Source organism: Variovorax gossypii (assembly GCF_003965815.1).
In the GTDB taxonomy this organism is placed as follows: Bacteria; Pseudomonadota; Gammaproteobacteria; order Burkholderiales; family Burkholderiaceae_C; genus Variovorax; species Variovorax gossypii.
Genome location: NZ_RXOE01000001.1, coordinates 86,412 through 109,791 on the forward strand (window position 1 = coordinate 86,412; position 23,380 = coordinate 109,791).

26 protein-coding genes and 1 tRNA gene are annotated in these 23,380 nt (G+C 63.6%); 12 read left to right on the forward strand and 15 right to left on the reverse strand.

The features are described 5' to 3' along the window. Positions 1-34 precede the first annotated feature (34 nt). Both EJP69_RS00370 and EJP69_RS00375 read left to right on the forward strand, forming a co-directional pair. Positions 35-1,303, forward strand: coding sequence for an aspartate kinase (locus tag EJP69_RS00370; protein ID WP_093202738.1), 1,269 nt, complete (start codon positions 35-37; stop codon positions 1,301-1,303). Between the two features lie 27 nt (positions 1,304-1,330). Then, a tRNA-Ser gene (locus tag EJP69_RS00375) sits at positions 1,331-1,423 on the forward strand. On the opposite strand, the gene EJP69_RS00380 is transcribed toward EJP69_RS00375, so the two are convergent. Then, complete coding sequence (locus EJP69_RS00380) at positions 1,391-1,762, reverse strand: hypothetical protein (protein ID WP_206169267.1); 372 nt, start codon at positions 1,760-1,762, stop codon at positions 1,391-1,393. The two genes, EJP69_RS00375 and EJP69_RS00380, sit on opposite strands and share 33 nt — an antisense overlap. Before the next feature lie 77 nt (positions 1,763-1,839). On the opposite strand from EJP69_RS00380, the gene EJP69_RS00385 reads away from it, so the two are divergent. The 6 genes from EJP69_RS00385 (at position 1,840) to EJP69_RS00405 (ending at position 5,676) form a co-directional block, all read left to right on the forward strand. After that, the gene (locus tag EJP69_RS00385; RefSeq protein WP_126468380.1) at positions 1,840-2,187 is read left to right on the forward strand and encodes a hypothetical protein; all 348 of its coding nucleotides are present in this window, start codon (positions 1,840-1,842) and stop codon (positions 2,185-2,187) included. A gap of 79 nt (positions 2,188-2,266) precedes the next feature. Next, entirely contained in the window at positions 2,267-2,596 is a 330-nt protein-coding gene (locus tag EJP69_RS00390; RefSeq protein WP_126468381.1) for a hypothetical protein, read from the forward strand. 878 nt (positions 2,597-3,474) lie between these two features. Beyond that, positions 3,475-3,699, forward strand: a complete 225-nt coding sequence (locus EJP69_RS00395) for a hypothetical protein (protein ID WP_126468382.1) — start codon at positions 3,475-3,477, stop codon at positions 3,697-3,699. Between the two features lie 905 nt (positions 3,700-4,604). Then, entirely contained in the window at positions 4,605-5,000 is a 396-nt protein-coding gene (locus EJP69_RS29610) for a hypothetical protein (RefSeq protein ID WP_206169268.1), read from the forward strand. A 62-nt stretch (positions 5,001-5,062) separates the two neighbouring features. After that, positions 5,063-5,323: a hypothetical protein gene (locus tag EJP69_RS00400; protein WP_126468383.1), complete on the forward strand. Its 261-nt coding sequence runs from the start codon at positions 5,063-5,065 to the stop codon at positions 5,321-5,323. After that, positions 5,323-5,676 (forward strand): hypothetical protein, encoded by a 354-nt coding sequence (locus EJP69_RS00405; RefSeq protein ID WP_126468384.1) that lies wholly within the window; start codon positions 5,323-5,325, stop codon positions 5,674-5,676. Before EJP69_RS00400 ends, EJP69_RS00405 begins: the two co-directional genes overlap by 1 nt. On the opposite strand, the gene EJP69_RS29390 is transcribed toward EJP69_RS00405, so the two are convergent. Beyond that, complete coding sequence (locus tag EJP69_RS29390; RefSeq protein WP_170217020.1) at positions 5,643-5,891, reverse strand: hypothetical protein; 249 nt, start codon at positions 5,889-5,891, stop codon at positions 5,643-5,645. The two genes, EJP69_RS00405 and EJP69_RS29390, sit on opposite strands and share 34 nt — an antisense overlap. Here EJP69_RS29390 and EJP69_RS00410 point away from each other — a divergent pair. From EJP69_RS00410 to EJP69_RS00420, 3 genes are all read left to right on the forward strand, one after another. Further along, on the forward strand, positions 5,890-6,795 hold the full coding sequence (locus EJP69_RS00410) for a zonular occludens toxin domain-containing protein (protein WP_170217021.1): 906 nt from the start codon (positions 5,890-5,892) through the stop codon (positions 6,793-6,795). The genes EJP69_RS29390 and EJP69_RS00410 overlap by 2 nt on opposite strands. 157 nt (positions 6,796-6,952) lie before the next feature. After that, on the forward strand, positions 6,953-7,897 hold the full coding sequence (locus EJP69_RS00415; RefSeq protein ID WP_126468386.1) for a rolling circle replication-associated protein: 945 nt from the start codon (positions 6,953-6,955) through the stop codon (positions 7,895-7,897). 61 nt (positions 7,898-7,958) lie between these two features. Continuing rightward, positions 7,959-8,549: a recombinase family protein gene (locus EJP69_RS00420; protein WP_126468387.1), complete on the forward strand. Its 591-nt coding sequence runs from the start codon at positions 7,959-7,961 to the stop codon at positions 8,547-8,549. Between the two features lie 99 nt (positions 8,550-8,648). On the opposite strand, the gene EJP69_RS00425 is transcribed toward EJP69_RS00420, so the two are convergent. Together EJP69_RS00425 and EJP69_RS00430 are read right to left on the reverse strand one after the other, a co-directional pair. Continuing rightward, the gene (locus EJP69_RS00425; protein WP_276318368.1) at positions 8,649-8,900 is read right to left on the reverse strand and encodes a tautomerase family protein; all 252 of its coding nucleotides are present in this window, start codon (positions 8,898-8,900) and stop codon (positions 8,649-8,651) included. Positions 8,901-8,912: 12 nt separating this feature from the next. After that, positions 8,913-9,650 carry an SDR family NAD(P)-dependent oxidoreductase gene (locus EJP69_RS00430; RefSeq protein ID WP_126468388.1) on the reverse strand — a complete coding sequence of 246 codons (738 nt, stop codon included), beginning with the start codon at positions 9,648-9,650 and terminating at the stop codon, positions 8,913-8,915. A gap of 141 nt (positions 9,651-9,791) precedes the next feature. Between EJP69_RS00430 and EJP69_RS00435 the strand changes: the two genes are divergently transcribed. Then, positions 9,792-10,718, forward strand: coding sequence for a LysR family transcriptional regulator (locus EJP69_RS00435; RefSeq protein WP_126469246.1), 927 nt, complete (start codon positions 9,792-9,794; stop codon positions 10,716-10,718). 40 nt (positions 10,719-10,758) lie between these two features. Here the strand turns inward: EJP69_RS00435 and ileS are convergent, their stop codons facing one another. The 11 genes from ileS to EJP69_RS00490 all read right to left on the reverse strand — a co-directional run bounded on the left by ileS (position 10,759) and on the right by EJP69_RS00490 (position 23,342). Continuing rightward, entirely contained in the window at positions 10,759-13,551 is a 2,793-nt protein-coding gene (gene ileS, locus EJP69_RS00440; protein ID WP_126468389.1) for an isoleucine--tRNA ligase, read from the reverse strand. A 76-nt stretch (positions 13,552-13,627) separates the two neighbouring features. Continuing rightward, positions 13,628-14,989 carry an MFS transporter gene (locus EJP69_RS00445; RefSeq protein WP_126468390.1) on the reverse strand — a complete coding sequence of 454 codons (1,362 nt, stop codon included), beginning with the start codon at positions 14,987-14,989 and terminating at the stop codon, positions 13,628-13,630. Continuing rightward, complete coding sequence (gene argE / locus EJP69_RS00450; protein ID WP_093202722.1) at positions 14,986-16,125, reverse strand: acetylornithine deacetylase; 1,140 nt, start codon at positions 16,123-16,125, stop codon at positions 14,986-14,988. Before argE ends, EJP69_RS00445 begins: the two co-directional genes overlap by 4 nt. Continuing rightward, positions 16,122-17,240 carry a Leu/Phe/Val dehydrogenase gene (locus EJP69_RS00455; RefSeq protein ID WP_240651993.1) on the reverse strand — a complete coding sequence of 373 codons (1,119 nt, stop codon included), beginning with the start codon at positions 17,238-17,240 and terminating at the stop codon, positions 16,122-16,124. The genes argE and EJP69_RS00455 overlap by 4 nt, the downstream gene beginning before the upstream one ends. 273 nt (positions 17,241-17,513) lie before the next feature. Further along, positions 17,514-18,170 carry a Rieske 2Fe-2S domain-containing protein gene (locus EJP69_RS00460; RefSeq protein ID WP_126468391.1) on the reverse strand — a complete coding sequence of 219 codons (657 nt, stop codon included), beginning with the start codon at positions 18,168-18,170 and terminating at the stop codon, positions 17,514-17,516. Between the two features lie 10 nt (positions 18,171-18,180). Continuing rightward, positions 18,181-18,906, reverse strand: coding sequence for an alanyl-tRNA editing protein (locus EJP69_RS00465; protein WP_126468392.1), 726 nt, complete (start codon positions 18,904-18,906; stop codon positions 18,181-18,183). Between the two features lie 37 nt (positions 18,907-18,943). Beyond that, positions 18,944-19,867, reverse strand: a complete 924-nt coding sequence (locus EJP69_RS00470) for a DMT family transporter (RefSeq protein WP_126468393.1) — start codon at positions 19,865-19,867, stop codon at positions 18,944-18,946. An 89-nt stretch (positions 19,868-19,956) separates the two neighbouring features. Continuing rightward, positions 19,957-20,268 (reverse strand): DUF1330 domain-containing protein, encoded by a 312-nt coding sequence (locus EJP69_RS00475; RefSeq protein WP_093306205.1) that lies wholly within the window; start codon positions 20,266-20,268, stop codon positions 19,957-19,959. A 65-nt stretch (positions 20,269-20,333) separates the two neighbouring features. Continuing rightward, positions 20,334-21,158, reverse strand: coding sequence for a hypothetical protein (locus EJP69_RS00480; RefSeq protein ID WP_093202709.1), 825 nt, complete (start codon positions 21,156-21,158; stop codon positions 20,334-20,336). A gap of 68 nt (positions 21,159-21,226) precedes the next feature. Next, positions 21,227-22,219 carry a class I SAM-dependent methyltransferase gene (locus EJP69_RS00485; protein WP_093202706.1) on the reverse strand — a complete coding sequence of 331 codons (993 nt, stop codon included), beginning with the start codon at positions 22,217-22,219 and terminating at the stop codon, positions 21,227-21,229. Between the two features lie 283 nt (positions 22,220-22,502). Continuing rightward, the gene (locus tag EJP69_RS00490; protein ID WP_093202703.1) at positions 22,503-23,342 is read right to left on the reverse strand and encodes an AraC family transcriptional regulator; all 840 of its coding nucleotides are present in this window, start codon (positions 23,340-23,342) and stop codon (positions 22,503-22,505) included. Between the last annotated feature and the right edge of the window lie 38 nt (positions 23,343-23,380).

Consider the following 23,380-nt stretch of genomic DNA (forward strand, 5'->3'; position numbering starts at 1 on the left):
TCCAGCGGCCCTTTTCTTTTCTCTGAATTCACCCATGGCATTGATCGTTCACAAATACGGCGGTACGTCGATGGGCTCGACCGAGCGCATCAAGAATGTCGCCAAGCGCGTCGCCAAGTGGGCGCGCGCAGGCCACCAGATGATCGTGGTTCCGAGTGCCATGAGCGGCGAGACCAACCGCCTGCTCGGCCTGGCCAAGGAACTGGCGCCGAGCAAACCCGGCGTGGCCCACAACCGCGAGCTCGACATGCTGGCTTCCACCGGCGAACAGGCGTCGTCGGCCCTGCTGGCCATCGCGCTGCAGGCCGAGGGCGTCGAGGCCGTGAGCTACGCGGGCTGGCAGGTTTCGGTCCGCACCGACAACTCCTACACCAAGGCACGCATCGAGAGCATCGACAACGAGCGCGTGATGGCCGACCTGAACGCCGGCAAGGTGGTGGTCATCACCGGCTTCCAGGGCGTGGACGACGAGGGCAACATCACCACGCTGGGCCGTGGCGGCAGCGACACTTCGGCCGTGGCCATCGCCGCGGCGATGAAGGCGAACGAATGCCTGATCTACACCGACGTCGACGGCGTCTACACGACCGACCCGCGCGTCGAGCCCGATGCGCGCCGCCTGACCACCGTGAGCTTCGAAGAGATGCTCGAGATGGCGAGCCTGGGCTCCAAGGTGCTGCAGATCCGCTCGGTGGAATTCGCCGGCAAGTACAAGGTGCCGCTGCGCGTGCTTTCGAGCTTCACGCCGTGGGACATCGACATCAATGAAGAGGCCAAGTCCGGCACGCTGATCACTTTCGAGGAAGACGAAAACATGGAACAAGCCGTCGTATCCGGCATCGCATTCAACCGCGACGAAGCCAAGATCTCGGTGCTCGGCGTGCCCGACAAGCCGGGCATCGCGTATCACATCCTCGGTGCCGTGGCCGACGCCAACATCGAAGTCGACGTGATCATCCAGAACCTCAGCAAGGACGGAAAGACCGACTTCAGCTTCACCGTCCACCGCAACGAATACGCGCGGACCATCGACCTGCTGCAGTCGAAGGTGATGCCCTCGCTGGGCGCGACGGAAGTGGTCGGCGACACCAAGATCTGCAAGGTCAGCATCGTCGGCATCGGCATGCGCAGCCACGTGGGTGTGGCGAGCAAGATGTTCCGCGTGCTGAGCGAAGAGGGCATCAACATCCAGATGATCTCGACCAGCGAAATCAAGACTTCGGTCGTGATCGACGAAAAATATATGGAATTGGCAGTGCGCGCACTGCATAAAGCCTTCGATCTGGATCAGCCGGGCGCCTAAGTAGTGGCATAATCTCGGCTTCTTTCAGGAACTGTGACCGAGTGGCCGAAGGTGCTCCCCTGCTAAGGGAGTATGGGGTGTAGAGCCTCATCGAGGGTTCGAATCCCTCCGGTTCCGCCAAGTTGATGAAGCCTTGTTGATCTTTGGATTAACAGGGCTTTTTTCATTCTCCGGAAAAGCTGCCAGCATGGCTCTGAAGCCATCGGCGGCTTTTTTTTCGTCTGCGTTTTCCGATGCTTCGAGGTCTTCGGCCATCGCTGCAATGAACGCTCTCGTTGGGTCTTCTCCCACGATTGCTCGTAGCTTGCCTCTCACTCGCCAGTTGCACGGGCGCTCTCCCTTTTTCATCGCTAGCAGGTTCGATGCATTCATGTCGAGCGCTGCGGCAAGCTTGCGCAATCCTCCGGCTATCTCTGCGGCTTCATCGATAAGAGAAATCAATGGTGTAACTGTTGTCATAATGAGTACACTCCGGTAAAGTGGTGTTGTCAGTTTGAGTACGTTCTCAATTTGACAACCATCTTAATGGAGCCGCCATGTCCCTCTCTCAAGTCTCGTTCGCTGCCTTTGCGCAGTCCATCGTCTGTCCTCCCCCACCTGCCTCGCAAGAGGTTAACGGCTCGGTCCTGAGCTTGGCGGCTCCTGCTGAGCCCGGGGTGGGGGTGGACACCCCTCTGCCCTATGGCGGTGTGTTCGAGCCGTCGCGTCGTCTCGCTATGCGCGAGTTGCACGACGGCGTGTTCGGCGCTTATTGGGATGACTGGCAAATCTACGGTTGCGCGCTGGACGCCCCTGAGTCCTTGCCCAGTGGTTCGCACCAATGCTTCGACCTGTTCGATTACGTCAAGGCGTGTGGTTTTGGCGTGTCGAGGCGTTACCTGTGACTCGCTAGCTCGTAGCCCTTGCTTGAGGGCTTCCGGCTAGCACGTCGCTAGTTTCATGACTCAAACCGGAGTAGCTCAAATGTCCTTTTCTTCCATCGTTCAGGTTCTCCTCGTCGAGGAACAAACCTCCAAGAAAGTCAACCCGGAAACCGGTGTTCCGAACAAGTGGAAGGTTGCACGCTGTGCCCTTCTCGATGATGGCGGTGAGGTCGTTACTGTCGGCCGTCTGCGTGTCCCTCGCGACATGAGCGAGACCATTGCGAAGGGCACGTTCCGCGCAACCTTCGCGCTCGGTGTTCCCGACTACGGTGACAGCAAGGGCGACATCATGGCCATGCTGACGGCTCTGACGCCCCACCAGTTGCGTGCGCCGCTCATCGGTGCTGCTACCCCTCCTGCTAAGGCCTAATCGTGCTTACGGCCCTGTATGGCCCTTCGGTAGCGCTGTGCTTTTGCATGGTGCTGCTCGTGTTCGGGGTCGCCTACTGCCGTAGTCGTTGGGGGCTGTCGTGACTGACGTCCAGTTCGATCAGCTCCACTCGGCGCTCTACGGTATCGGCGTGGTGATCATCTTCGCGCTTGGCTACCTCGCGGGGGATCGGCAATGACAAACCGTCTTCTCGCGTGGGCGCTGTTCCTCGCGTGCATCTGGGGCGCGTATACCTGGGCGCGGTCTTTCAAGAACCCCTTCTCGCAGGTGCCCACCGTTACTTCCGTCATGCCCGCGATGACGCACTGCAAAGAGGACTGCACACCATGAGCGGAATCATTGCGGCGATGTTCGCCACTTGGGCGCTCGGCTATGTCGCCGGCTGGAAGGTGCGCATGATCAGGACGGCTTTCTATGCGGCGTAGCAGCGGTTCTTGGCTGTCCGCATTGAAGGTCTTCCAATTTTTTAAATTGGTAAGGCAAGCAGGGCGGTGGGCAACTTTTTTCGAAGAAAAAATTGTCCACGGCATCGCGCGTCAGTCGGAGTGTGGGCAACTCACGCACCCCGCAGGGGCTGTCCACACGCTTGACGTGTGGGCAGGTGAGTTGTCCATGCGGGGGAGACTGGCGCGGCCTCTGCACACCTCTGCTCAACCCCCAGCAGCGGGGCTTCCCAGAGGAAACCGAAGGTTTCTGGCGGGAAGCTTTGCCCCCGCTATCGAGCGCGGCCGTGGTGCCTCATCTACAGGGTGCGGCCGTGTCGTCTTCCCCAGTCTCCAGCCTCCAGCCATGAGCGTTGCGCGCAGTGCTCATGGCCGCACGGTTGGTGCGGTGTCAACCTCAATAGGAGAAGTGTGATGAACAAGCGTTTCCGTTTCGCCCATAAGGCCGCTGCTGCCGTGGCTGCTGCTGGTGCCAGTGCTGCGGCGCTGGCTGCTGACCCGACCACTGCGCTGGAGGGCTTCCAGACGGCCTCGGCGGCCAGCAGTGGCTTCGGCCCGGGCATGTGGGGCCTCGCTGCGGCCACGGTCGGCATCTTGATCGGCGTGAAGTGGATCAAGCGCGGCCGCGGTGCTGCATAAGCCTCGGGCTTTTTCTGCTGCGCACCCTTCGGGGTGTGCAGTGGTAAACGTCTGGAGCCACCATGGAACGCCTCGCGCTCGCCTTCTTGATCTTGGGACTCGTCGGCTGTGTGGCCGGTCGCGCTTCCCGTATGCCTCCCGATTTCAATGAATCCGTGGCTGAGCGTGTCAGCCGCTGCGGTTCACTCATCGGGGGGTGTGGTCGATGAGCAGTCTCTTCCGTTCGTTCTGCGCTGCTGTGCTGCTGCTGTGTGTGGCGACGTGGGCGAGTGCGTTGGTGCCGAAGGCGCCACAGTATGAGGGCACCTGGGGGTGGGGTGGTCCTGGTACTAGTGCTTCTGGTAGTAGCTCTTCTGAGGTGTGCGCTGCGTTGACACCGGCTTTCATTACCCAGTACACGGCGCCCGGTGTGACTGGTTTTGCGGTTGTTGTGGGACAGGAGCCAACGCCCACTGTCACGGGTTACTGCCAGGGGTCTTATGTGCATCCGGATGGCGGTACGCGCTACCCGGCTCGCGCTAACTTGTATTTGACGCCGGGCGACTCGTGCCCTGCGAACAGTGACCCGTCTGGCGCTCAGTGCCAGTGCCGGGCTGGGTACGACGAAAGTAACGGTCAGTGTGTTCCTCACACGAACCAGTGCGCGTCGAAGACAGGGCAGGTGGGCATTTTGAATTGGACTGAGGGCTATACGCGGACTCCGGATGAGGGTGATCGTCAGGCAGTGGGCCCTGTCATGTCGCCTCCGTCGAGTGGTGAGGTTTGTGATAGTGGTTGCGCTGTGTCGTTGCAGACCAGTGGTCCCGGCGTGCAGCCTTATGTCAGTCAGCAGCCTACGGCCAATGGGCTGTATCGGCGCTCTATCGATTTCCCCAGCCTCGGCCTTGGTAGGGAGTGCACCATGGGTGCCGCTGATGCTGGTGCGAAGAAGGATGCACCTCCGCCGGATTGCCCTGGCTCTGTCGGTGATCTTGGGAACGGTAAGCCGGTGTGTGTTGGTACTGCTGCGAAGCCGATCACGCCGACGCCTTTGGGCGCGGCTCCTGGTGCGACTCCAATCGCGGGTAATCCTGCTGCGGGAGCCAAGCCGCCGTCTGGTGAAGGCTCTGGCACTGGTAGCGCTGGCCGTACCCCAGGAACGGGCAGTGGCACGGCTTCTGGCGGTGGCTCTGCTGCTGGTGTGGGCGGTAAGGGGGGTGGTGCTGGTGGTACGGCTGCTGGTGTTGGCAGCGGTGGGTCTGGTACGGGTGATGAGCCGCACAAGCCTTGTGGTGGTCCCGGCGAGCCAACTTGCAACGTGAAGGTCGATGAGACTGGCACGCCTGCTGCCGCCGGTACCAGTTTCGATTCTGCGAAGGCCAAGATGGACGAGACCAAGGGTAAGAATGATGAGCAGCTGCAAAAGGCTTCAGGTACGGCCGACAAGGGCTTCTTGGAGCCTGCTCGTTCTATGTTCTGGGCCCCGCCTATCGCTGCCTGTGAGCCCATGGCGCTTCCGACTCAGATGCAAGGCTTGACCGTCGATGCTTGTGGTGTTGTCGATGGCGGTCGGAACATCATGGGTTTTCTGTGGGCCGCTGGTGGTCTATTCCTGTGCCTCGGCATGATCAAGAGGAGCATCTGATGCCATTGCTCGCTGCATTCATTGGTTCGCTGGCCAGCGGGTTGGCGACTCTCCTGGCCACTCAGATGGCCTACACCACCGCGTTGAAGATCGCGGCCTATGCGACGTGGATCACTGTCGCTACCGTCTTCTTCGCATCGGTCTTCGTGTGCTGCTCATCGCTTTACTCGATGATGGCGTCTGCTGTTGGCTCGGGTGGTGGGACCGGGAACTGGGTGCGCATGTTCTGGGTCGGCATGGGCATGTTCATTCCTGGCAACGCGAGTGCTGTCATCGCTTGTGTCGCATCGGTCTGGATCGGCACTTCGATCTGGAAGATTCAGCGGGTTGGCATTGAAAGCTTCTCGAAATGATGGCGTCTGTTGTGTGCTCCGTGCTGGCGGTCCTGTCGTTGTTCGCTGGCTTTAGCGTTGAGGTCTGCCGTGATCTTCGGGAGCTTGCGCTGCATGGCTATGTGCGTCGGCGTGGCGGTGGCTACTTTCTCGCTGGCCAGTGTGCTTTTCTTGGTTTCGTTTTGCTCGGTGGCGTGCTTTCGTAGCTTCGCGCCGGCTTCGATGGGGGGCCTCATGACTGACTACGCATTGACGGGCAAGAAGGGGACCGGCAAAAGCAAGAATGCCGTGCGTCTCATCCGTGATCGCTACTTGATCAACAAACGTCGGGTTGCGACGAACCTCGATATCGACTTATTGAAGATGTTTGGTCCGCACTCGAAGTTCACCTACGTGCGTGTGCCCGACAAGCCCTCTGCGTTCGATTTGCTGGCCGCTGGCCACGGAAACCCGGATACCTACGATGAGGACGAAAACGGCGGCATGTTTCTCGATGAGCTAGGCACGTGGCTTAATACGCGCACCTATGCCGACAAGGGGAGGGCGGATGTTCTCGACTACTTTGCTCACGGGCGGAAGCACGGTTGGGACAACTGGTACATCATGCAAAACGTCGCGCAGATCGATAAGCAGGTGCGCGAGTCCTTCATAGAACAGACCGTGCGCCACACCCGATTCGATAAGGTGCGCATCCCGTTTATTGGTGGCCTGCTCGGCGCGCTGTTCGGGCCGAAGGCTGGTTTCCTTCCGAAGTTCCACATGGCCGTCTACCGCATGGGCACGAACCCGCAGGATCTCGTGGCGAACCGCGCGACGTTCATCGGCAAGGATCTGGAGAAGTGCTACGACACGCGGCAGGTCTTCCTGATCGACTACCCCCACGGCACGCACTCCGTCCTTTCGCCCTGGCACACGCATGGGCGGTTTCTTCCGGCTGCGGAGAAGACCAAGCTGCAGCGTCTGGTCGAGTGGCTGAGGGCCTTCGTGCGTGTGCAGCCTCTACCTGCGCCTGCTCGTGCGATCGCGCGGACCCGGCCTGATGACGGCTGGTCTCGGGTTGCATATCTCTGCCGCTCCCTCCCTCCGAATCAAGCTCTTTGGGTGATGGCGAGGTATGCGCGGGCAAGCGGCGTGCGGTAGGCCTGCGCTAGCGGGCCGGACGCGCGGCGCGCAGCGCCGCGCTAGATTTATCCCATAAACACATTGGTACATCGGCGAATTTGAAGCCGCAAAAAGTGAGGCCCGCGACTGTCGGCAAACAGTCCGGGCCTCGTGACCACCACTAGGAGTAGTAGCGATGGCGATCATGATTCTCGACCACTTCGGGAAGTCGGTAAAGACTGTGGACTTTCTCTCTGGCCGCGCGCAGGGCGTGAAGGCCTTTCAGGTGCAGCGCACGGGCGCTTTCAAGGTCAAGGGCCACGATTTGGGGAATGGCCATCTGGAGGTGTCCTTTCGCCGTGGCGATGTGGCCAAGGAACTCGATTGGGATCGGGTGATGATCCTTGACCATCTCGAGCTGATGGATCGGTGGCGCGAGGAGTGCGAAGAGGAGCGTAGGCAACGGTCCCTCAAGGTGGCCGCCAACCGTGCCAAAACGCGCGTTAGACAGCGTTGCAAGGCTATGGGGGCGGATACCCTGCTGACCCTCACGTACAAGGCCAATGAGACTGACTTACAGCGCTGCAAAGCAGACCTCAAGGAGTTCAATCGTCGCATGTTGCGTGTGCTTCCGGAGTTCTGTTTCATCGCGGCATTCGAGCATCAGGATCGTGGTGCGTTGCACATCCACATGGCTACCCGTCGAATTCCTCGCGAGATCAAGCGCACTAGCTCAACGGGGCAGGCCTACTCCGTCAATAGCTACAACCTGATCCGTGCTGTTTGGCGGTCCGTCACCAAGGAACGCCAAGGCAACATCGATGTGCAGCGCACCAAGCGCAATTCGACGCGCTCGCCTGCGCGCATTGCCACCTATATCGCGGGCTACATCATCAAAGAGTTCGCGGAGGGGGAGAAGTGGTCTAACCGGTGGACTCAATACGGTAAGTGCGACGTGCCTGCTCCCGTCGACCTTGGCACGGTGGATACGGCTCTTGAAGGCCTTAAGACTGCTATGGCCTGTTTGTGCGCGAAGCATGAGCTCGTAGACCTCGTGTTTTCGAAGTGGGGTGACTGGGGCTATGTCTCTGCTGAGAGTCCGTCTAAGTCTTCTCGGGGGCGGCGCGTGTCAGCGTGTTGACTGGCATTGTTGAGGGGCCAAATGCATCACGCCTTTGGGCGTCTTACATTTGGAGGATTAGATGCTCGTAGGTTATGCGCGCGTGTCCACGCGCGAACAAGAAACACATCTTCAGGCGGACGCGCTTAACAAGGCTGGTTGTGACGTGATCTTTCACGAGAAGGCCAGTGGTGCTTCTCAGAGGGGGCGGCCAGAGTTAGCGCGCTGTCTGTCGTCGTTGAAACGCGGTGATGTGTTGGTCGTCTACAAGATTGATCGCATCGCGCGAAGTCTTTTTGACCTGCTCGATATCTTGCGTCGGCTGGAGCGTGTGGGGGCGACGATAAAGAGTGTCACTGAGCCGCTCGATACGACGAACAGTATGGGGGTGTTCGTTGTGCAGATACTGGGTGCTGTTGCCCAGTTGGAGCGCTCGATGATCCGGGAGCGGTCGATGGCGGGGCAGTTGGCTGCGCGGGAGCGTGGTAGGGAGCCTGGTCGGGGGCGGAATCTGGAGCCTGATGTTGAGGCTAAGGTGGTTGCTCAGTATCGTGAAGGTGGTGTGACGTATCGCGAGCTAGCTCAGGCACATGGCGTATCGCCTTCGGTTGTTAAGCGGGCTGTTTACCGTGTGACGAAGGGCGCGGACTACTGGAAGAAGCGTAACGACTAGGGTCGAAAACATCCGGTTCCGCCAAGTTGATGAAGCCCCGTCGATCGTTTGATCGACGGGGCTTTTTCTTTTGCCCTCTGACAGATCGGGTCGCCCAGCCTAGCGCTTGCCCGAAGCCTGGGCCTTGCGCATCTCGGTGGTCGTGACGCCCGCGAAGCCCCAGTTGTCGGTGTCGATCTCCTCGATGGTGATGTGGGTCCACTCCGGCGGCTTGTGCAGTACGCGCTCCAGCGTCTCGGTGACTTCCTTGATCACCTGGGCCTTCTGCTCGGCGGTGTTGCCCTCGCGGGTGATGCGGATGCTGACGAATGGCATGGTGTCTTTCTCCTTTTTGACGTGCGGATGAAGGATGAAAAAAGCGCCTCAGCGGCCCGCGCTGAAGCCGCCGTCGACCGGAAGCACGGTGCCGGTCACGAAGTCCGCGTCGACCAGGTAGAGCACCGCGTCCGCGATCTCGCCCACGCTCGCGATGCGATTGAGTGGCGCCAGCTTGGCCAGGAAGTCGTGCGACTGCGGCGCATGCATCGGCGTATCGACCAGGCCCGGCGCGACGGCGTTGACGGTGATGCCGTGCGGTGCCAGCTCGAGCGCCAGCGCGCGCGTGGCATCGTTGACGCCGCCCTTCAGCGCGACCGCCAGCAGCGCCGGCACGCCGCTGTGCGGCTGCATCGCCAGCGCGGCCGTGATGTTGACGATCTTGCCCCGCTTGCGCCCGATCATGTGGCGGGCCGCCTCCTGCGACGCGTACAGCACACCCTTCAGGTTGGTGGCGATCTGTTCCTCGATCTGTTCGGGCGTGAACTGCACGAAGGGCTGCGCGGCAAAGATGCCGGCGTTGTTCACCAGCACGTCCACCTTGCCGAAGCGGGCGATGGCTTGCTCGAAGACATTCTTCGCGGATTCGGGCTGGCCGGCATCACCCGCGACGGCGAGGAAGCGCTCTCCCGCATCGAGCGTGCGGGCCGCGGCCTGCAGGCGATCGGCGGAGCGGCCGGTGCCGACCACGTTGTAGCCCCGCTTCAGGAAGGCATCGGCCAAGCCCAGGCCGATGCCGCTGCTGGCGCCGGTGATGACGACGGTGTTCTGTTCAGACTTGCTCATGGAGTACCTCGGATGAGTTGGGTTTCAGGGAGGCCGGCGGCTTTTTTCTGTGCGCCCACCGGTTGAGTGGGACTTTATTGACAACCTCAGGCGCAAAAAATAGGCTCCAGGGCACTTGTATTGATACATGGCGTAATGAATATGCATCGGCAATTCGACGACGTGCTGCTGGGCAGCATCGAACTGTTCTGCCTCGCCGCGGAGTCGGGCAACTTCACCGCGGCAGCCAGCATCGCGGGCGTCACGCCCGCGGCGGTCAGCCGGTCGGTCTCGCGCCTCGAAAAGCGCCTGGGCGTGCGCCTGTTCGTGCGCTCCACGCGCAGCAGTCGCCTTACCGAGGCAGGCCGGGAGTACTTCGAGCAATGCCGTGCCGCGCTCCAGCAACTGGTCGAGGCGGAGCGCAAGGTCACCGGCGAACAGGTGCAGCCCAGCGGCACCATCCGCATCAGCGCACCCACCACCTACGGGCACCACCGCCTGCTGCCGCTGCTGCCCGCGTTTCGCGCGCAGTACCCGCTGATCCGCGTGGAGGTGCACGTCAGCAACCGCAATGTCGACTTTCGCGAAGAGAACTTCGACGTCGCGATCCGCCTGCGGGCTCAGCCCGATTCGACGATGGTGGCCCGGCACCTCGAAGACGCCGAACTGGTCGTCGTCGCCAGCCCCGGCTACCTTCAGCGCGCGGGCGGGCCCGCCACGCTCGTGGACCTGGCGCAGCACGAGTGCATCCAGTTCGACCTGCCCAGCAGCGGCAGGCAGATCGCGTGGCTGTTCATGGAAGACGGCCGCGAGAAGGAAGTCTTCTCCACGGGCCACTACAACTGCGCGGAGGACGTGCTCGCCGGCGTGACCCTGGCCAAGGCCGGAGCGGGGCTCTTCCAGGCCTATCGCTTCACGGTCGAGAAGGAGCTGGCCAATGGCGAACTGGTCGAGGTGCTGCAGCCCTTCGGCGGGCGTTCACGTCCCGTCAGCCTGATGTACCCGCACGGCCGCCTGCTGCCATCGCGCGTGCGGGCATTCATCGACTTCCTGGCGGAGCGCGGGCAGGGCGAGAAACACCCGTCCTGAGCAAAGCATCGGCTTGCGCGCCAGCCTTGCCCGGCCCGCCTCACGCACCGGACAGCTCGGGAAAGCCGGCCAGCACCGTCCTGCAGCGGTCGCAAAGCATTCCCTGCTCGGCATCGGTGTCGTCATGCACCGAGGCGTCGTGCCTCCAGCACCTCATGCAGCGCAGCGACGCGGTGCGCCTGACCTTGACGTCGACCTTGTCGGCCTCCTTCAAGGCCACGTCGGCAACGATGAAGATCGATGCCAGCTCGGCGCGCAGGAAGGAAAGCGATTCGATGATCTCGGCAGGCGCCTCGATGACAACGCTCGCCTCGCCCGAGCGGCCGATGCTCCCGGACGAGCGGACATCCTCGATGGCCTTCATCACGCTCGGTCGGAGCTGCCTCGCGTGCCGCCAGAACTCGGCAGCCTCCGGATCGTCCGTAACCGGCGGCACGGCCTCGTCCCAGGTATGGAGGAACACGCTGTCTTCCCCGGCGGACGATTCGTACAGCACTCCCCAGGCTTCCTCGGCCGTGAAGCTGAGGATGGGGGCCACGAGCAGCAGCAGGTTCTCCAGGATGACGTGCAGCGCCGTCTGCGCGGAGCGTCTTTCGCGGCTGTCGCGTGCGCTGGCGTACAGCCGGTCTTTCAGTACGTCGAGATAGAAGCCGCCGAGTTCGTCGGCGCAGTAGCCGTGCACCAGCCGTGTGACGGCCACGAAGTCGTAGTCGCGGTAGCCCTTGCGGCATTGCTCCGCGAGTTCGCGGCAACGGGCCAGCGCGTGCCGGTCGACGCTTTCGAGATATTCCACGGGCACCCGGTCGGTGCCCGCATCGAAGTCCGACACGTTCAGCAGCAGGAAGCGGATCGTGTTGCGGATGCGCCGGTACATCTCGACGACGCGGTCCAGGATCTCTTCCGAAACTGAGATGTCCGTCGAGTAGTCCGTGCTCGCGATCCACAGCCGGATGATCTCCGCGCCCCGCGTTCCGGCCACCTGCTGGGGGCTCACCGTGTTGCCCAGCGACTTGCTCATCTTCTTGCCGTTTCCATCGACGGCGAAGCCATGGGTCAGCACGGCCTTGAACGGCGCGTGGCCGTCCGCCGCGCAGCCCGTCATGAGCGAGGAGCCGAACCAGCCCCTGTGCTGGTCGGAGCCCTCCAGGTACAGGTCCGCCGGATGGCCGTGCGCGTCGGGGCGCCGCGGGTCCCGGTAGACGGTTGCGTGGATGGAGCCGGAGTCGAACCACACGTCGAGGGTATCGGACAGCTTCTCGAACTCCGACTCATCCACGCCCAGGTCCGCGGGACTCAATCGAGTCCAGGCGGAAATTCCTTCGCGCTCCACGCGCCGCGCCACTTCCTCGATGAGGCGTGAGGTCTCGGGGTGCAGCGAGTTGTCGCTGCGCCTGACGAAGAAGGCGAGCGGAACGCCCCAGGCGCGCTGCCGCGAGACGCACCAGTCGGGCCGGCCGTCGATCATCGCTTCCATGCGCGAGCGGCCCGAAGCGGGGTAGAACGGCACGTCCCTGATCGCCTCTCGCGCGGTCTCGCGCAGCGTGCGCGCATCGCCCGTCGCGGGATGGTCCATGGCAATGAACCATTGCGTCGTCGAGCGGAACAGGATCGGCGTCTTGTGGCGCCAGCAGTGAGGGTACGAATGCTCGATGCGCTCCTGCCTGAGCAGCGAGCCATCCGCCTTCAGAGTTTCGAGAATGGCCTTGCTGCCTTCCTCGAGCGACATGCCGCCGATGGCAGGCAGGCTCGCCACGAAGCGGCCGGCACCGTCGATCACGTTGTCGCCGGCGATGCCGAGGCTGCGGCACAGCTCGAAGTCTTCCGCGCCGTGCGCCGGCGCGAGGTGCACGAGGCCGGTGCCGGTCTCCAGCGAGACGAAGTCGGCGGCCACCACGGGCACGCCGACGTCCTGCAGCGGATGCTTCAGCACGAGCCCGACGAGGTCGGCGCCCGGCGCGACCGCGCAGAGCTCGTGCTCGACACCGAAGGACTGCAGCAGCTTGCCGCCGGTCTCCGCCGCCATCACCAGCATGCCGTCGGGCGAGTCGTACAGGCCGTAGCTGGCCTGCGGGTCCAGGCCCACGGCCGCGTTGCCGGGCAGCGTCCAGGGCGTCGTGGTCCAGATCACCACGCGGGTCTGCCTGCCGGGCGCAATGGCAAGGCTGAAGCGCGCCGCGAGGTCGGCCGCATCCACGACCCGCTGCCCCACATACGCGGTCGTCGATCGCTTGTTCGCGTACTCCAGTTCCGCCTCGGCCAGGGCCGACTGGCAATCGACGCACCAGTTCACCGGCTTCTGGCCGCGAAACAGCAGGCCGCGTTGCCGGATGCGGTCGAGAAAGCGGATCTCGTTGGCCTCGGTCTCGAAATCCATCGTGCGAAAGGCGTTGTCCCAGTCGCCGAGCAGGCCCAGGCGCAGGAAGTCCTTCTTCTGGCTCTGCGTCTGCGAAAGGGCGTATTCGCGGCACAGCTGCTGCACCTGCTCGGTCGGCAGGCCCCGGCCGTTCATCTGCTCGATGCGGTGCTCGATGGGCATGCCATGGCAGTCCCAGCCGGGAATCCACTGCGAGTCGAAGCCGTCGAAGTAGCGGCTCTTGAAGACCATGTCCTTGAGCACCTTGTTCACCGCGTGCCCGATGTGGATGTCGCCGTTCGCATACGGCGGGCCGTCGTGCAGGATGAACGGCGGGCGTCCCGCCGCCGCGGCGCGCATCCGCTCGTAGATGCGCAGCCGCGCCCAGCGCTCGACCAGCGCCGGCTCGCGCCGGGGCAGGTCTCCCTTCATCGGGAACGGGGTCGTCAGCAGGTTCAGGGTGCTCTTTAGATCTGGCATGTGGCGTGGTGTTTTCTTTTTCGAGAGGGACGATTTGTTGATCGACTGATTGGTCGAGCGATCGGTCGCGTCGGCCTCAGTCCCTGTTGCGCAGGGCCGAGCCGGCGGCCAGCAGCGCGACCAGGCTGGCCGCCGCCGCGAACACCACGTACCAGGCTGGAGCGAGCGGATTCCCGGTCCGCGCGATCAGCGCCGTTGCAATGAACGGCGCGAAGCCTCCGAAGATCGTGACAGCGAAGTTGTAGGCAATGGAGAGGCCCGTGGACCTCACCTCCGGTGGATAGAGCTCGGCCATCGCAGCGGGCGCGGGGCCGGTGAAGCCGGCGATCAGCACCGCGAAGACCAGCAGCACGATGGTCAGGGTCGACGGGTTGGGCGCGGCCGTGAGGAGCCACAGCGCCGGATAGGCCAGCACGAGGATCGCGGTGGCGAAGCCGATCAGCAGGGGCCTGCGGCCGATCCGGTCCGACAGCGCGCCGAAGAAGGGCGCCAGCACCACCAGCACCATCAGCCCCGCGCCGTTGGCCCACAGCGACACGCTCTGCGGCAGCTTCAGCGTGCGCACCGCATAGGTCGGCATGTAGACGAGGAAGAAATACGTGCACACCGTCCACACGATGGTCACGCCGAAGCCGGCGATGATTTCCTTGCGGTAGGAGCCGAGCGCCCGCTTCAGCGGGGAGGCCTGGCCGTGCTGGCCCTGGGCCGCCTTGGCCTGCACGAAGCTCTCCGACTCCTGCGTCCGGGTGCGGATGTACCAACCCACCGGGCCGATGACCAGGCCGAACAGGAACGGAATCCGCCATCCCCACGCCTCGAGCTGCTCGGGCGTCAGCACGTCGGTGAGCGTCGCGCCGAAGACCGAACCCAGCAGCAGCGCGCCGGCCTGGCTCGCCTGCTGCCAACTCGCGAAGTAGCCCCTGCGCCCCTTGGGCGCGTGCTCGACGAGGAATGCCGTCGCGCCACCGACCTCGCCGCCGGCGGAGAAGCCCTGGATCAGCCTCGCCACCACGATCCACGCAGGCGCCCAGAGGCCCGCGTCGGCATAGGTCGGCGCGAAACCGATCATGGCCGTGCCCAGCGCCATCAGCAGGATCGTGGTGGACAGCGCAGCCTTGCGCCCGCGCGAGTCGCCGAGCGCGCCCAGCACGATCGCGCCGATAGGCCGCATCACGAAGCCGACGCCGAATGTCGCCACGGTCAGCAGCAGAGAGGAGGTCTCGTCGCCCGTGGGGAAGAAGAGCCTTGAAATGGTGAGCGCGAAGAAGCCGTAGACGGCGAAGTCGAACCACTCCAGCGTGTTGCCGATGACCGCCGCAAGAATCGTCCGGCGCCTGGCGTCGTGGGTCTGCACGCCTTGCGCCACGTGGGCGCCGGGGGCGAGCGGGGAGAAATTGCTGGTGGCGTCCGCCAGCGCGGCTGCGTCGATGTTTTTCATGCTGTCTTGAGAGTTGAAGTGAGACGGGCGGCGGGCTTGGCCAGCGCCCAGGCGCCGGCCGACTGCATGAAGCGGTCGGCCGCCTGCAGTTGCGATGCGGCGATCCATTCGTCGGGCTGGTGGGCCTGGGCGATGGAGCCCGGGCCGCACACCACCGTCGAGATGCCGACCTGCTGGAAGAAGCCTGCCTCGGTGCCGAAGGGCAGTTCCGCCTCGGGCCAGAGGGCGCCGAGCTCGCGTGCCACCGAGACGGCCGCGTCGTTGTCGCGCGCCGAGAGCGCCGGCACGCCTGCGACCTGCGAAGCCTCGACAGTGACGCCCGCGGGAAGGTCGGCCAGCGCTTCGCGGACCGTGCTGCGCACGAGCTCGGCCGTCGCTTCGTCCTTCGGGCGGAACTCCCACAGCACTTCGCAGCAGCCCGGCACGATGTTGATTGCCGTGCCTCCGTCGATGCGGCCGATGTTGATGGTGGCTTCGCCGCCCTGGTCCGCCAGGCGACGCCGCAGTCCGGCCAGGCGGGTGACCAGGTACGCCGCCGGCTCGATCGCGCTGGCACCGAGCGACGGGTCGCTCGAATGCGCGGGCAGCCCGGTGAAGATGGCCCGGTGCCCGAAGAAGCCGCGGTGCCTCACGCCGACCCGCATCTCGGTCGGCTCGCCGATGATGGCCAGCGCAGGCGCTGGCACCTGGGCCTTCAGTTGCTCCACGAGCTGCGGAACGCCGAGGCAACCGATCTCCTCGTCGTAGGAGAAGGCGAGGTGGATCGGCCGGCGCAGCCGTTGCCGCCGCCATGCGGGCACGGCCGAGAGGCTGGCGGCGATGAAGCCCTTCATGTCCGCCGCGCCGCGGCCGTGGAAGCGGCCGTTGCGCTCGGCCAGCGCGAAGGGACTCGAAGTCCAGTTCTGGTCGGTCACGGGCACGACGTCGCTGTGCCCCGAGAGCACCATGCCGCCGGCAATGTCGGGACCGATGCTGGCGAGCAGGTTCGCCTTTCGCTTGTCGTCGCTGTGCACGAGCTGCACCTTGACGCCGTGCCCCGCGAGGTAGTCGGCGATCCAGTGGATCAGGTCGAGGTTGGAGCGATGCGAGGTCGTGTCGAATGCCACCAGGGCGCGAAGGATTTCGATGGTGTTCATGCGACACGCTCGGCGAGGGTGTTGTTGCCGCTGCCGCGGACGCCGATGGCCGGATGCAAGGGTTGTCCGGGCTGTGCGGGATGTCCGCCCAGCCGCTCCTGCACCAGCTGCATGGCCGCGGAATGGGTCGGCGTGCCGGTGCGGGAGGCGAGTTCGAAGATCCGGTGCAGCGTGGCGCCGATGCCTTCCACCTGCGCATCCACCTTCGCGGCGTTGAAGCCCTCGTGCTCCGACGCCACGCGGATCAGCCCGCCCGCGTTGATGACGAAGTCGGGGGCGTACAGGATCTCCCTGTCGCGCAGCTGCCTGCCGTGTTCGTCGCGCGCAAGCTGGTTGTTGGAGCCGCCCGCGATCACCCGGAACTTCATCTGCGGCAGGGTCCGGTCGTTCACGACGGCGCCCATCGCGCAGGGCGCGAACACGTCGGCCTGCACGGCGTAGATCGCGTCGGGCTCCACCACCAGCGCATCGAATTCGGCGGAGGCCTTGTGCGCGAGCGTCGCGTCGATGTCGGTCACCACCAGGTGCGCGCCTGCATCGGCGAGCAGCCGGCAGAGGTTCCAGCCGACGTTGCCCAGGCCCTGCACGGCCACCGTCAGCCCGCGCAGGTCGCGACCGAGCCGGTGCGCGATGCTGGCCACGATGCCGTGATAGACGCCCAATGCAGTGGTCGGCGAGGGATCCCCCGTGCCGCCCAGTGCCACCGGCAGGCCGACCACGTGCCGCGTGCTCTGCCTCACCCAGGCGAAGTCGTCGACGGTAGTGCCCACGTCCTCGGCGGTGATGTAGCGGCCGCCGAGGCGGTTGACTGCCACGCCCATGGCCCGCAGCAGCTCGGGCGTCTTGCTCTTGCGCGGATCGCCGAGGATCACCGACTTGCCGCCGCCCAGGCCCAGCCCGGCGGCCGCGGCCTTGAAGGTCATGCCGCGCGACAGCCGCAGCACGTCGCGCAGGGCGGAGGCTTCGTCGGCGTACGGGTACATCCGGCAGCCACCCAGCGCCGGCCCGAGCCGCGTGCTGTGGATGGCGATGATGGCCCGCAGCCCGACCTTGTCATCGGATATGAAAACGACCTGCTCGTGGTCCGCGAAAGACTCGGTGGAGAAAACTGTCATCTGGTGCTTCTTGGATTTCGTGTGAACGAGTGCGGACCGGCTTCAATGCAAGGCCGCCGCATCAATGCCCGCGAAAGCAGGCTAGGAACAGCAACAGGCGACGTAGTCGTAGTAGAAGCTCCACCGGACGGACATCGAGATCCATGCCCGATAGAGGAAGGACTTCAGTGCTTGCTTGGCGAAATGATTGCGTCATGTGTTGGCCTCGCTTTGAGGTGCAGCATGACAGGTAGATTCGCCGCGATATTGGCGAAAATTTCTGCCTGATAAAGATCAGGAGAAAGGTGAGGGGGAAGAGCTTGTCTCGCTGCTGAAGCCAATCTCTTCGAGAAGCCTTTGGTACTCGGAGAGTCCGAGTTTCTTCAAGGATTGATGATTTTCAGGTTCGACAATCATGCTGCTGTCGAGAAATTCGAAAACCATCGATTCAGCGAAGCGGTCGCTTGAAAGTTTGAATGGTGAATCCGAAGTTCCATCGGGAACCTCCGGTCCTGCATCCGGAATCAGGCAAGTCCAGACAAGACCGTGCCGCTCGACCGCAGGGAACATCGTGACCTTGAAGCAGTCCGCCGTCTTCGGCGCGAGCTTCTCCGGCACCTTCGTGCACTGGCCGTCGGAGCCGAATCGCAGGCCGTGATAGGCGCAGACGAGTTCTTCGCCTTCGACGCGGCCGCCGCTCAACGGCAGCCCGCGATGCGGGCACATGTCGCGGCCGACGCGGATGCCGTCGGGCATCCGGTAGACGACCAGCCGCAGGTTCAGCACCATCACCTGCCGGGGCCTGGCAAGCGCATCGTCGGCCCGGCAGACCGGAAACCACTGCCTCGCGAGAATGGGCCAGTCCTGCTCCGCGTAGGTGCAGTTCGAGGGCAGGAAGCCCTCGGGCAGGGGACGGGAACTGGCTGCTTCGGGTGGTGCTTCGGCCGGCATGTCTTTCCGCCTACTTGAGCAGGCCGATCCGGATCCTGCGGTTGTGCTGCCCCTTGTTCTCGATCTTCAGGATGCGCAGCGGCGCCGATTGCGAAGTCTTCGCGAGATGCGTGCCGCCGCAGGCTTGCCGGTCGAGACCGACGATATCGATGATGCGCGTGGTGCCGTCGTCCTGGGCAGGCGGCGCGACCGAGCGGCTGCGCAGCACGCCGGGCTCGAGCGAGAGCGCCGCCGCGTCGAGGTACACGGCATTCACCTGCAGGCCGTCGGAGATCAGGCTGTTGAGCTGGGGCTCGAGCTTGCGCAGCTCGTTGTTGTCGACGGAGGGCAGGTCGAAGTCGATGCGGGCCGTGCCGTCGGCTGCCATCTGCACGCCTGTCACCAGCGAGCCCTCGAAGCGCTGGTAGACGAGCGCGTTGAGGATATGCAGGCCCGTGTGCAGCTGGCTCATCATGAAGCGGAAGTCCTGGTCGACGCTTGCGACCACCTTGTCGCCGGGGGCCTTGCCGATGTCCGATTCGTCGAAGACGTGCCAGGCGTTCCTGCCTTCCATCTCGATGCGGTCGATCTTCACTTCGCTGCCGTTCCACTGCAGCGTGCCGCGATCCGCCAGTTGCCCGCCGCCGCCCGGATAGAAGTAGGACTTGTCGAGAAGAACTGCGTTCGGCCGGCGTGCGATGACGTCGGCCTCGAACTGGAGGCGGTCGGGTTCGATGTGGCAAAGATACTGGGACATGAATTCCTCGGGTTGTGCGGGATGCTTGATTGCTTTCTCAGGAAAAACGACGGGCCGTCACGATGCCGACCAGGATCACCACGGCGCCCACGAACTCGGTGACGCTCAGGTACTCGTGGAACAGATAGGCCCCGAACACGGTGGCTATGACGGGCTGGATCAGCAGGGTGATCGACGACATCGCGGCCGGCAGCTTGGCCAGCGCATAGGCGATGAGGCCCTGGCCGCCGACGTGCGAAACGACGGCCAGCGCCACCAGCATCAGCACGCCGTGGAGCGTGTGCGGCACGAGCGACTCGCCGCGCAGCAGCGTGATGGGCAGCAGCACGATGAAGGTGCCGACGCTGCTCCATGCCATGACGGTCATCGTCCGGTAGTTGGAACGCACGAGGCTCACCGCCAGCAGATAGGAGCCGTAGAAGACGGCAGTGAGCAGCCCCAGCAGGTTGCCCGCCATGTAGCTGGAGCCGAAGTCGAGCCGGTGGCCTATGAGGATGAACGCGCCGGTCAGCGCGAAGAGCATGCCGAACAGGAAACCCGGCTTGAACCTCTTGCCGAGGAAGATCCTGGAGCCGAGGACCACGAAGATGGGCGCGAGGTTGGCCAGCAGGTTGGAGTTGGCCAGCGTGGTCAGCGTCATCGACCAGTGATAGAGCGCGAGGTTTCCGGAAAAGATGAAGCCAACGAGGATGAGCTTCACCGGAATGGCCGGCATGCGCTGCTGCCGGTCGACGGGGGCGATGTTCGTGGGCACCGGCTCGGCCCTTGCCGCGAGCATGTCGAGCAGGAAGAAGATCGGGATCGCGAGCGCCACCCGGTAGACCGCGCTGGCGGTGGGAGGCAGCTCGCTGTGGCGCAGGAAGACGCCGCCCAGTGCCAATGCCGCCGCGCCCAGCAGCAGCGCGACGAACGAGAAGAAGCTGCTCTTCGAGGCAGCCGGTAGTGCGATGGTTGTCGTCATGTTCTGTTCGATACGACCGGGTCTCCATCGGTCGTATCGCTCGGTTTGTTGTGAATGATCTGGAGGACAGACATGGCGAAGGCGAGAAGCTAGGGCCGTAGTAGCGGCTCTTCGAATCCTTCGATCACCATGAGCTGCATGTCGACCGCGGCGTCTTTTCGCAACCCTCTTGCGTGGGTGTATTCGGGCGATTCGTAGAACTTCCTCGCCGCGTCCGCGGTCTTGAACTCGACAAGAACCACGCGCCTGTCGTCGTGAGCGCCTTCCAGGTGCATGCGCTCGCCTCCCCGCGTCAGGAACCTGCCGCCGAACTTCTCGACGATGCCGGGCGTGAGTTGCTTGTACTCGTTGTACTGGTCCGGATTCACGATGGACATCCGGCCAATCAGATAGGCGACCATGTGGCTACCCGACTCGCTTCAATGAACGCTGTGTCCGAGCGCGGAGAAGACGTCGTCGGCCGCCGTCAGACGTAGGCCACCTTGCGCTGCTGCGCCTGCGCCGCGACGCCGGACTGCAGCAGGGCCGCGTCCAGGATGTCCCAGAGGCCGGTCAGCGAATCGAGGAAGTCGTCAGCGCCTTCGATGACCAGGTGCGCGTACTCCGTCTTCAGCGCGAGCTCGACGGCGGTGCGCGCGTTCTGCTCGTGGTGCTGCTCGGCACCGACTTCGCCCCAGTGCTCCAGCAGGTAGTGCATCTCGGGCACTTCGAGATCGGCGTTGTAGATGCCGCTGTCCACCAGGCAGTACTTCTCGCCGGGGATCAGCTGCTGGTTCGAGATCATCTCCAGCGCCAGCGTGGTGCCGAGGTTGCGGTAGGTGTTCTCGATGTCCGTCAGCTTGCGGTGGTCGAACACGCCGATGGCCTTGCGGACCTGGGTGGTCAGGCCGGTCTCCATGTCGTAGCCGGGCAGGGAGCCGAGCAGCTGGTCGGAGAAGGCCTTCAGCTTCGCCTCGACCTTCTCCTGGTTGTAGAGGTCCGCGAAGACGGGCTGCTCGGCCGACTGGTTGACGATGTAGCCGGCCATCGTCGCCAGCTCGGGGCCGTGGCCCGATTCGCTCTCGACGATTTCCTCGAGCAGCTCGCTTTGCCTGTGCAGCCCGTGCGCCTTCAGTGCATCGGGGAAGGCCCATCCAGGACGCGTCGACGCGCAGAAGCTCTGGATCTGGTGGAAAAGCGCCCCGACGACGGGCGGCTCCGGTTCGACCTTCGCCCAATTCTTGAAAATCGGGTGCGAATAGCAACGATGACTTTTAACTCTTTCGACCAGATCGGAAATGGTAACGCTCATTTCTTTCTCCTAATTACGGTTGGTTAAAAAATGCCACGAGGAAAAAACGGAAGAATTGAATTTCTTGATTACTTGCTTGCCATCAGCATGCGCCCTCCAGGGTGATCGAGTACTTCGATCCGCACATTGGAAAATCCCGCGCGGAACAATTTTTCAGTCCACTCTTCTTCGCTCAGAAGACGCCTGGACATGAAATGGTTGTGAAGGTGGTTGAATGCCGCCGCGAACGGCTTTTCCCAATTCGACTGGGCGACGGGAATTGCATCGACGATGATCAGAGTGCCCTTGATCGCATAGGCGCAGCAGGCGCGCAGCAATGCGTCGAGCGTCGCTTCCTCGGCCGGAAGCAGGTCGTGCATGACGAAGCCCGCGTGGATGATGTCGGCGTCCTTGATGAGGGACGCGTCTTCCACGAGCACCTGGATGGGGGCCGTCACGAATTGCAGCCGGTCGCTCATGCCGGCGTCCTTGGCGGCCTGCACGGCCTGCTCGGTGGCCGATGCGCTCAGGTCGATGCCCACGCCCGTGGAGCCCGGGATCTTGCGCAGCATGCGGATCAGGAAGCCGCCGGAGCCCGATCCAAGATCCACGATTTTCTTTGGTGCCATCGCGACGATGGCGTTCTCCGGCTGGGGATAGAAGGACTTTTCCCCCATCCACTTCGACGTGCGGGCGACCAGGCCGCCGCTGCGCGGGTACTTGGCCTGAGCTTCCTCGTTGCGTTCCGAGAATTCCTTCGCGTTGTTGATCAGGGGCGCGCAGGCGCGAAGCGCCCAGGAGAGGTACCCGACCTCGTTGATCAGCTCGTCGAAATTGCTGCCGACCTTGTAGGTGGGCGGTGCCTTGGTGCCGAGGTCCTCGATGATGCCGGCCTTGCTCAGCGAATCGAGGTAGGCCGAAATGACCGATTCCTTGATGCCGCAGGAACGGGAAGCGGCTGCCGCGTCCACGATCGGCGATTTCTGGAGGAAATCGATGACTCCGTATTCAGCGCCTATTTCCAGCAGGATTGCAGAACCTGCGAGGGAAGAACCAGTAATGCCGCGATCAACATTTTGCATGGGTCACCTGTGGGTTAAACACTATTGAAAACGAACTGATTACTTTGCAATGGCCGAAACCATTTAGTTGCACGATAGTCAGGGTGCCGGAGGCCGTATTGGTAAAAATTGCGGCACAGCAGCAAGAGCCAAAAAAGAGAGCCGAAAGAATGCGGCCGGCCTGGCGAGGCCGGAACGGACGAGGTAAAGCCGACCCGGCGCGCATATGTCGCGCGAGGTGGTATCGGGAAAAGTGAAGGTGCCCCGGCGCGTATCGCGGGGAGCGAGTCAGGCTCTCGGCCTTTCAGTTGATCCGCGCGCGGACGTACTGCAGAGGCGTCATGCCGAAGGTGCGCTTGAAGTGCCGGGTGAGGGCGCTCTGGTCGTAGAAGCCGCTCGCGACCGCGGCCTCGATCAGGGGACGGCCCGCGGTGAGAAGACCGATGGCGGCCCTGAGACGCAGCTGCGTCAGGTACATGTGCGGCGTCAGGCCGATCGTCCGGTTGAATGCGCCGATCAGCTGGAAGGGCGTGAGGTCGGCCGCGGCCGCCATCTGCTCGAGGGTCAGGCGTTCCGCGAAGGCATCGCGCAGCAGTTCCAGCACCGGCGCGAGCACGCTCGCATCCGCCGGCACCGGAAGCACGCGCTGGCCCGGCTGCGCGTGGTTCTGGAAGAGCGTTCCGAAGCTATGGACGAAGAGCTCCTGCTGTCGCAGCGGATCCCATTGGCCGCTGTCTCCGTCGAAGGCCCGATGCAACTCCAGGAAGCAGGCAATGAGTTCCGGGTCGTCGTAGATGTTGGAACCAAAGTATCGGGTCTGGTCGACGCCCAGCGTGCTCATCAGGTGCCTGATGCCCGGGTCGGCCAGGTAGAGCGCCCGGTATCGCCACCGGTTGCTGCCGCCCATGCGGCCCGAATGAGGCTCGGAAGGGTTGAAGACGAGCAGCGCCTGCTGATGCGCAATGCCGGTGCGGCCGCGGCTCTTGAATTCCGCGCCGCCCACTTCGGTGACCGCGATCACGAAGGAATGGTGCACGTGCGGCGCGTATTCGTGCGTGGTGAAGTCGGCGTGCAGCATGTCCATGCCGGGGATGCCGGATGCATGCCAGTAGCGCGACGTGTTCAGAGGGTCCAGCTTGGCCAACGAATACCTCCGTTTGGATCAGCGGTTGCAACGCACCC

Bases quoted from the DNA above. Each gene is read 5' to 3' on its own strand.
- EJP69_RS00370 (WP_093202738.1), top strand. From the start codon at position 35: ATGGCATTGATCGTTCACAAATACGGCGGTACGTCGATGGGCTCGACC.
- EJP69_RS00380 (WP_206169267.1), bottom strand. From the start codon at position 1,762: ATGACAACAGTTACACCATTGATTTCTCTTATCGATGAAGCCGCAGAG.
- EJP69_RS00385 (WP_126468380.1), top strand. From the start codon at position 1,840: ATGTCCCTCTCTCAAGTCTCGTTCGCTGCCTTTGCGCAGTCCATCGTC.
- EJP69_RS00390 (WP_126468381.1), top strand. From the start codon at position 2,267: ATGTCCTTTTCTTCCATCGTTCAGGTTCTCCTCGTCGAGGAACAAACC.
- EJP69_RS00395 (WP_126468382.1), top strand. From the start codon at position 3,475: ATGAACAAGCGTTTCCGTTTCGCCCATAAGGCCGCTGCTGCCGTGGCT.
- EJP69_RS00400 (WP_126468383.1), top strand. From the start codon at position 5,063: ATGGACGAGACCAAGGGTAAGAATGATGAGCAGCTGCAAAAGGCTTCA.
- EJP69_RS00405 (WP_126468384.1), top strand. From the start codon at position 5,323: ATGCCATTGCTCGCTGCATTCATTGGTTCGCTGGCCAGCGGGTTGGCG.
- EJP69_RS00410 (WP_170217021.1), top strand. From the start codon at position 5,890: ATGACTGACTACGCATTGACGGGCAAGAAGGGGACCGGCAAAAGCAAG.
- EJP69_RS29390 (WP_170217020.1), bottom strand. From the start codon at position 5,891: ATGAGGCCCCCCATCGAAGCCGGCGCGAAGCTACGAAAGCACGCCACC.
- EJP69_RS00415 (WP_126468386.1), top strand. From the start codon at position 6,953: ATGGCGATCATGATTCTCGACCACTTCGGGAAGTCGGTAAAGACTGTG.
- EJP69_RS00420 (WP_126468387.1), top strand. From the start codon at position 7,959: ATGCTCGTAGGTTATGCGCGCGTGTCCACGCGCGAACAAGAAACACAT.
- EJP69_RS00430 (WP_126468388.1), bottom strand. From the start codon at position 9,650: ATGAGCAAGTCTGAACAGAACACCGTCGTCATCACCGGCGCCAGCAGC.
- EJP69_RS00435 (WP_126469246.1), top strand. From the start codon at position 9,792: ATGCATCGGCAATTCGACGACGTGCTGCTGGGCAGCATCGAACTGTTC.
- ileS (WP_126468389.1), bottom strand. From the start codon at position 13,551: ATGCCAGATCTAAAGAGCACCCTGAACCTGCTGACGACCCCGTTCCCG.
- EJP69_RS00445 (WP_126468390.1), bottom strand. From the start codon at position 14,989: ATGAAAAACATCGACGCAGCCGCGCTGGCGGACGCCACCAGCAATTTC.
- argE (WP_093202722.1), bottom strand. From the start codon at position 16,125: ATGAACACCATCGAAATCCTTCGCGCCCTGGTGGCATTCGACACGACC.
- EJP69_RS00455 (WP_240651993.1), bottom strand. From the start codon at position 17,240: ATGACAGTTTTCTCCACCGAGTCTTTCGCGGACCACGAGCAGGTCGTT.
- EJP69_RS00460 (WP_126468391.1), bottom strand. From the start codon at position 18,170: ATGCCGGCCGAAGCACCACCCGAAGCAGCCAGTTCCCGTCCCCTGCCC.
- EJP69_RS00465 (WP_126468392.1), bottom strand. From the start codon at position 18,906: ATGTCCCAGTATCTTTGCCACATCGAACCCGACCGCCTCCAGTTCGAG.
- EJP69_RS00470 (WP_126468393.1), bottom strand. From the start codon at position 19,867: ATGACGACAACCATCGCACTACCGGCTGCCTCGAAGAGCAGCTTCTTC.
- EJP69_RS00475 (WP_093306205.1), bottom strand. From the start codon at position 20,268: ATGGTCGCCTATCTGATTGGCCGGATGTCCATCGTGAATCCGGACCAG.
- EJP69_RS00480 (WP_093202709.1), bottom strand. From the start codon at position 21,158: ATGAGCGTTACCATTTCCGATCTGGTCGAAAGAGTTAAAAGTCATCGT.
- EJP69_RS00485 (WP_093202706.1), bottom strand. From the start codon at position 22,219: ATGCAAAATGTTGATCGCGGCATTACTGGTTCTTCCCTCGCAGGTTCT.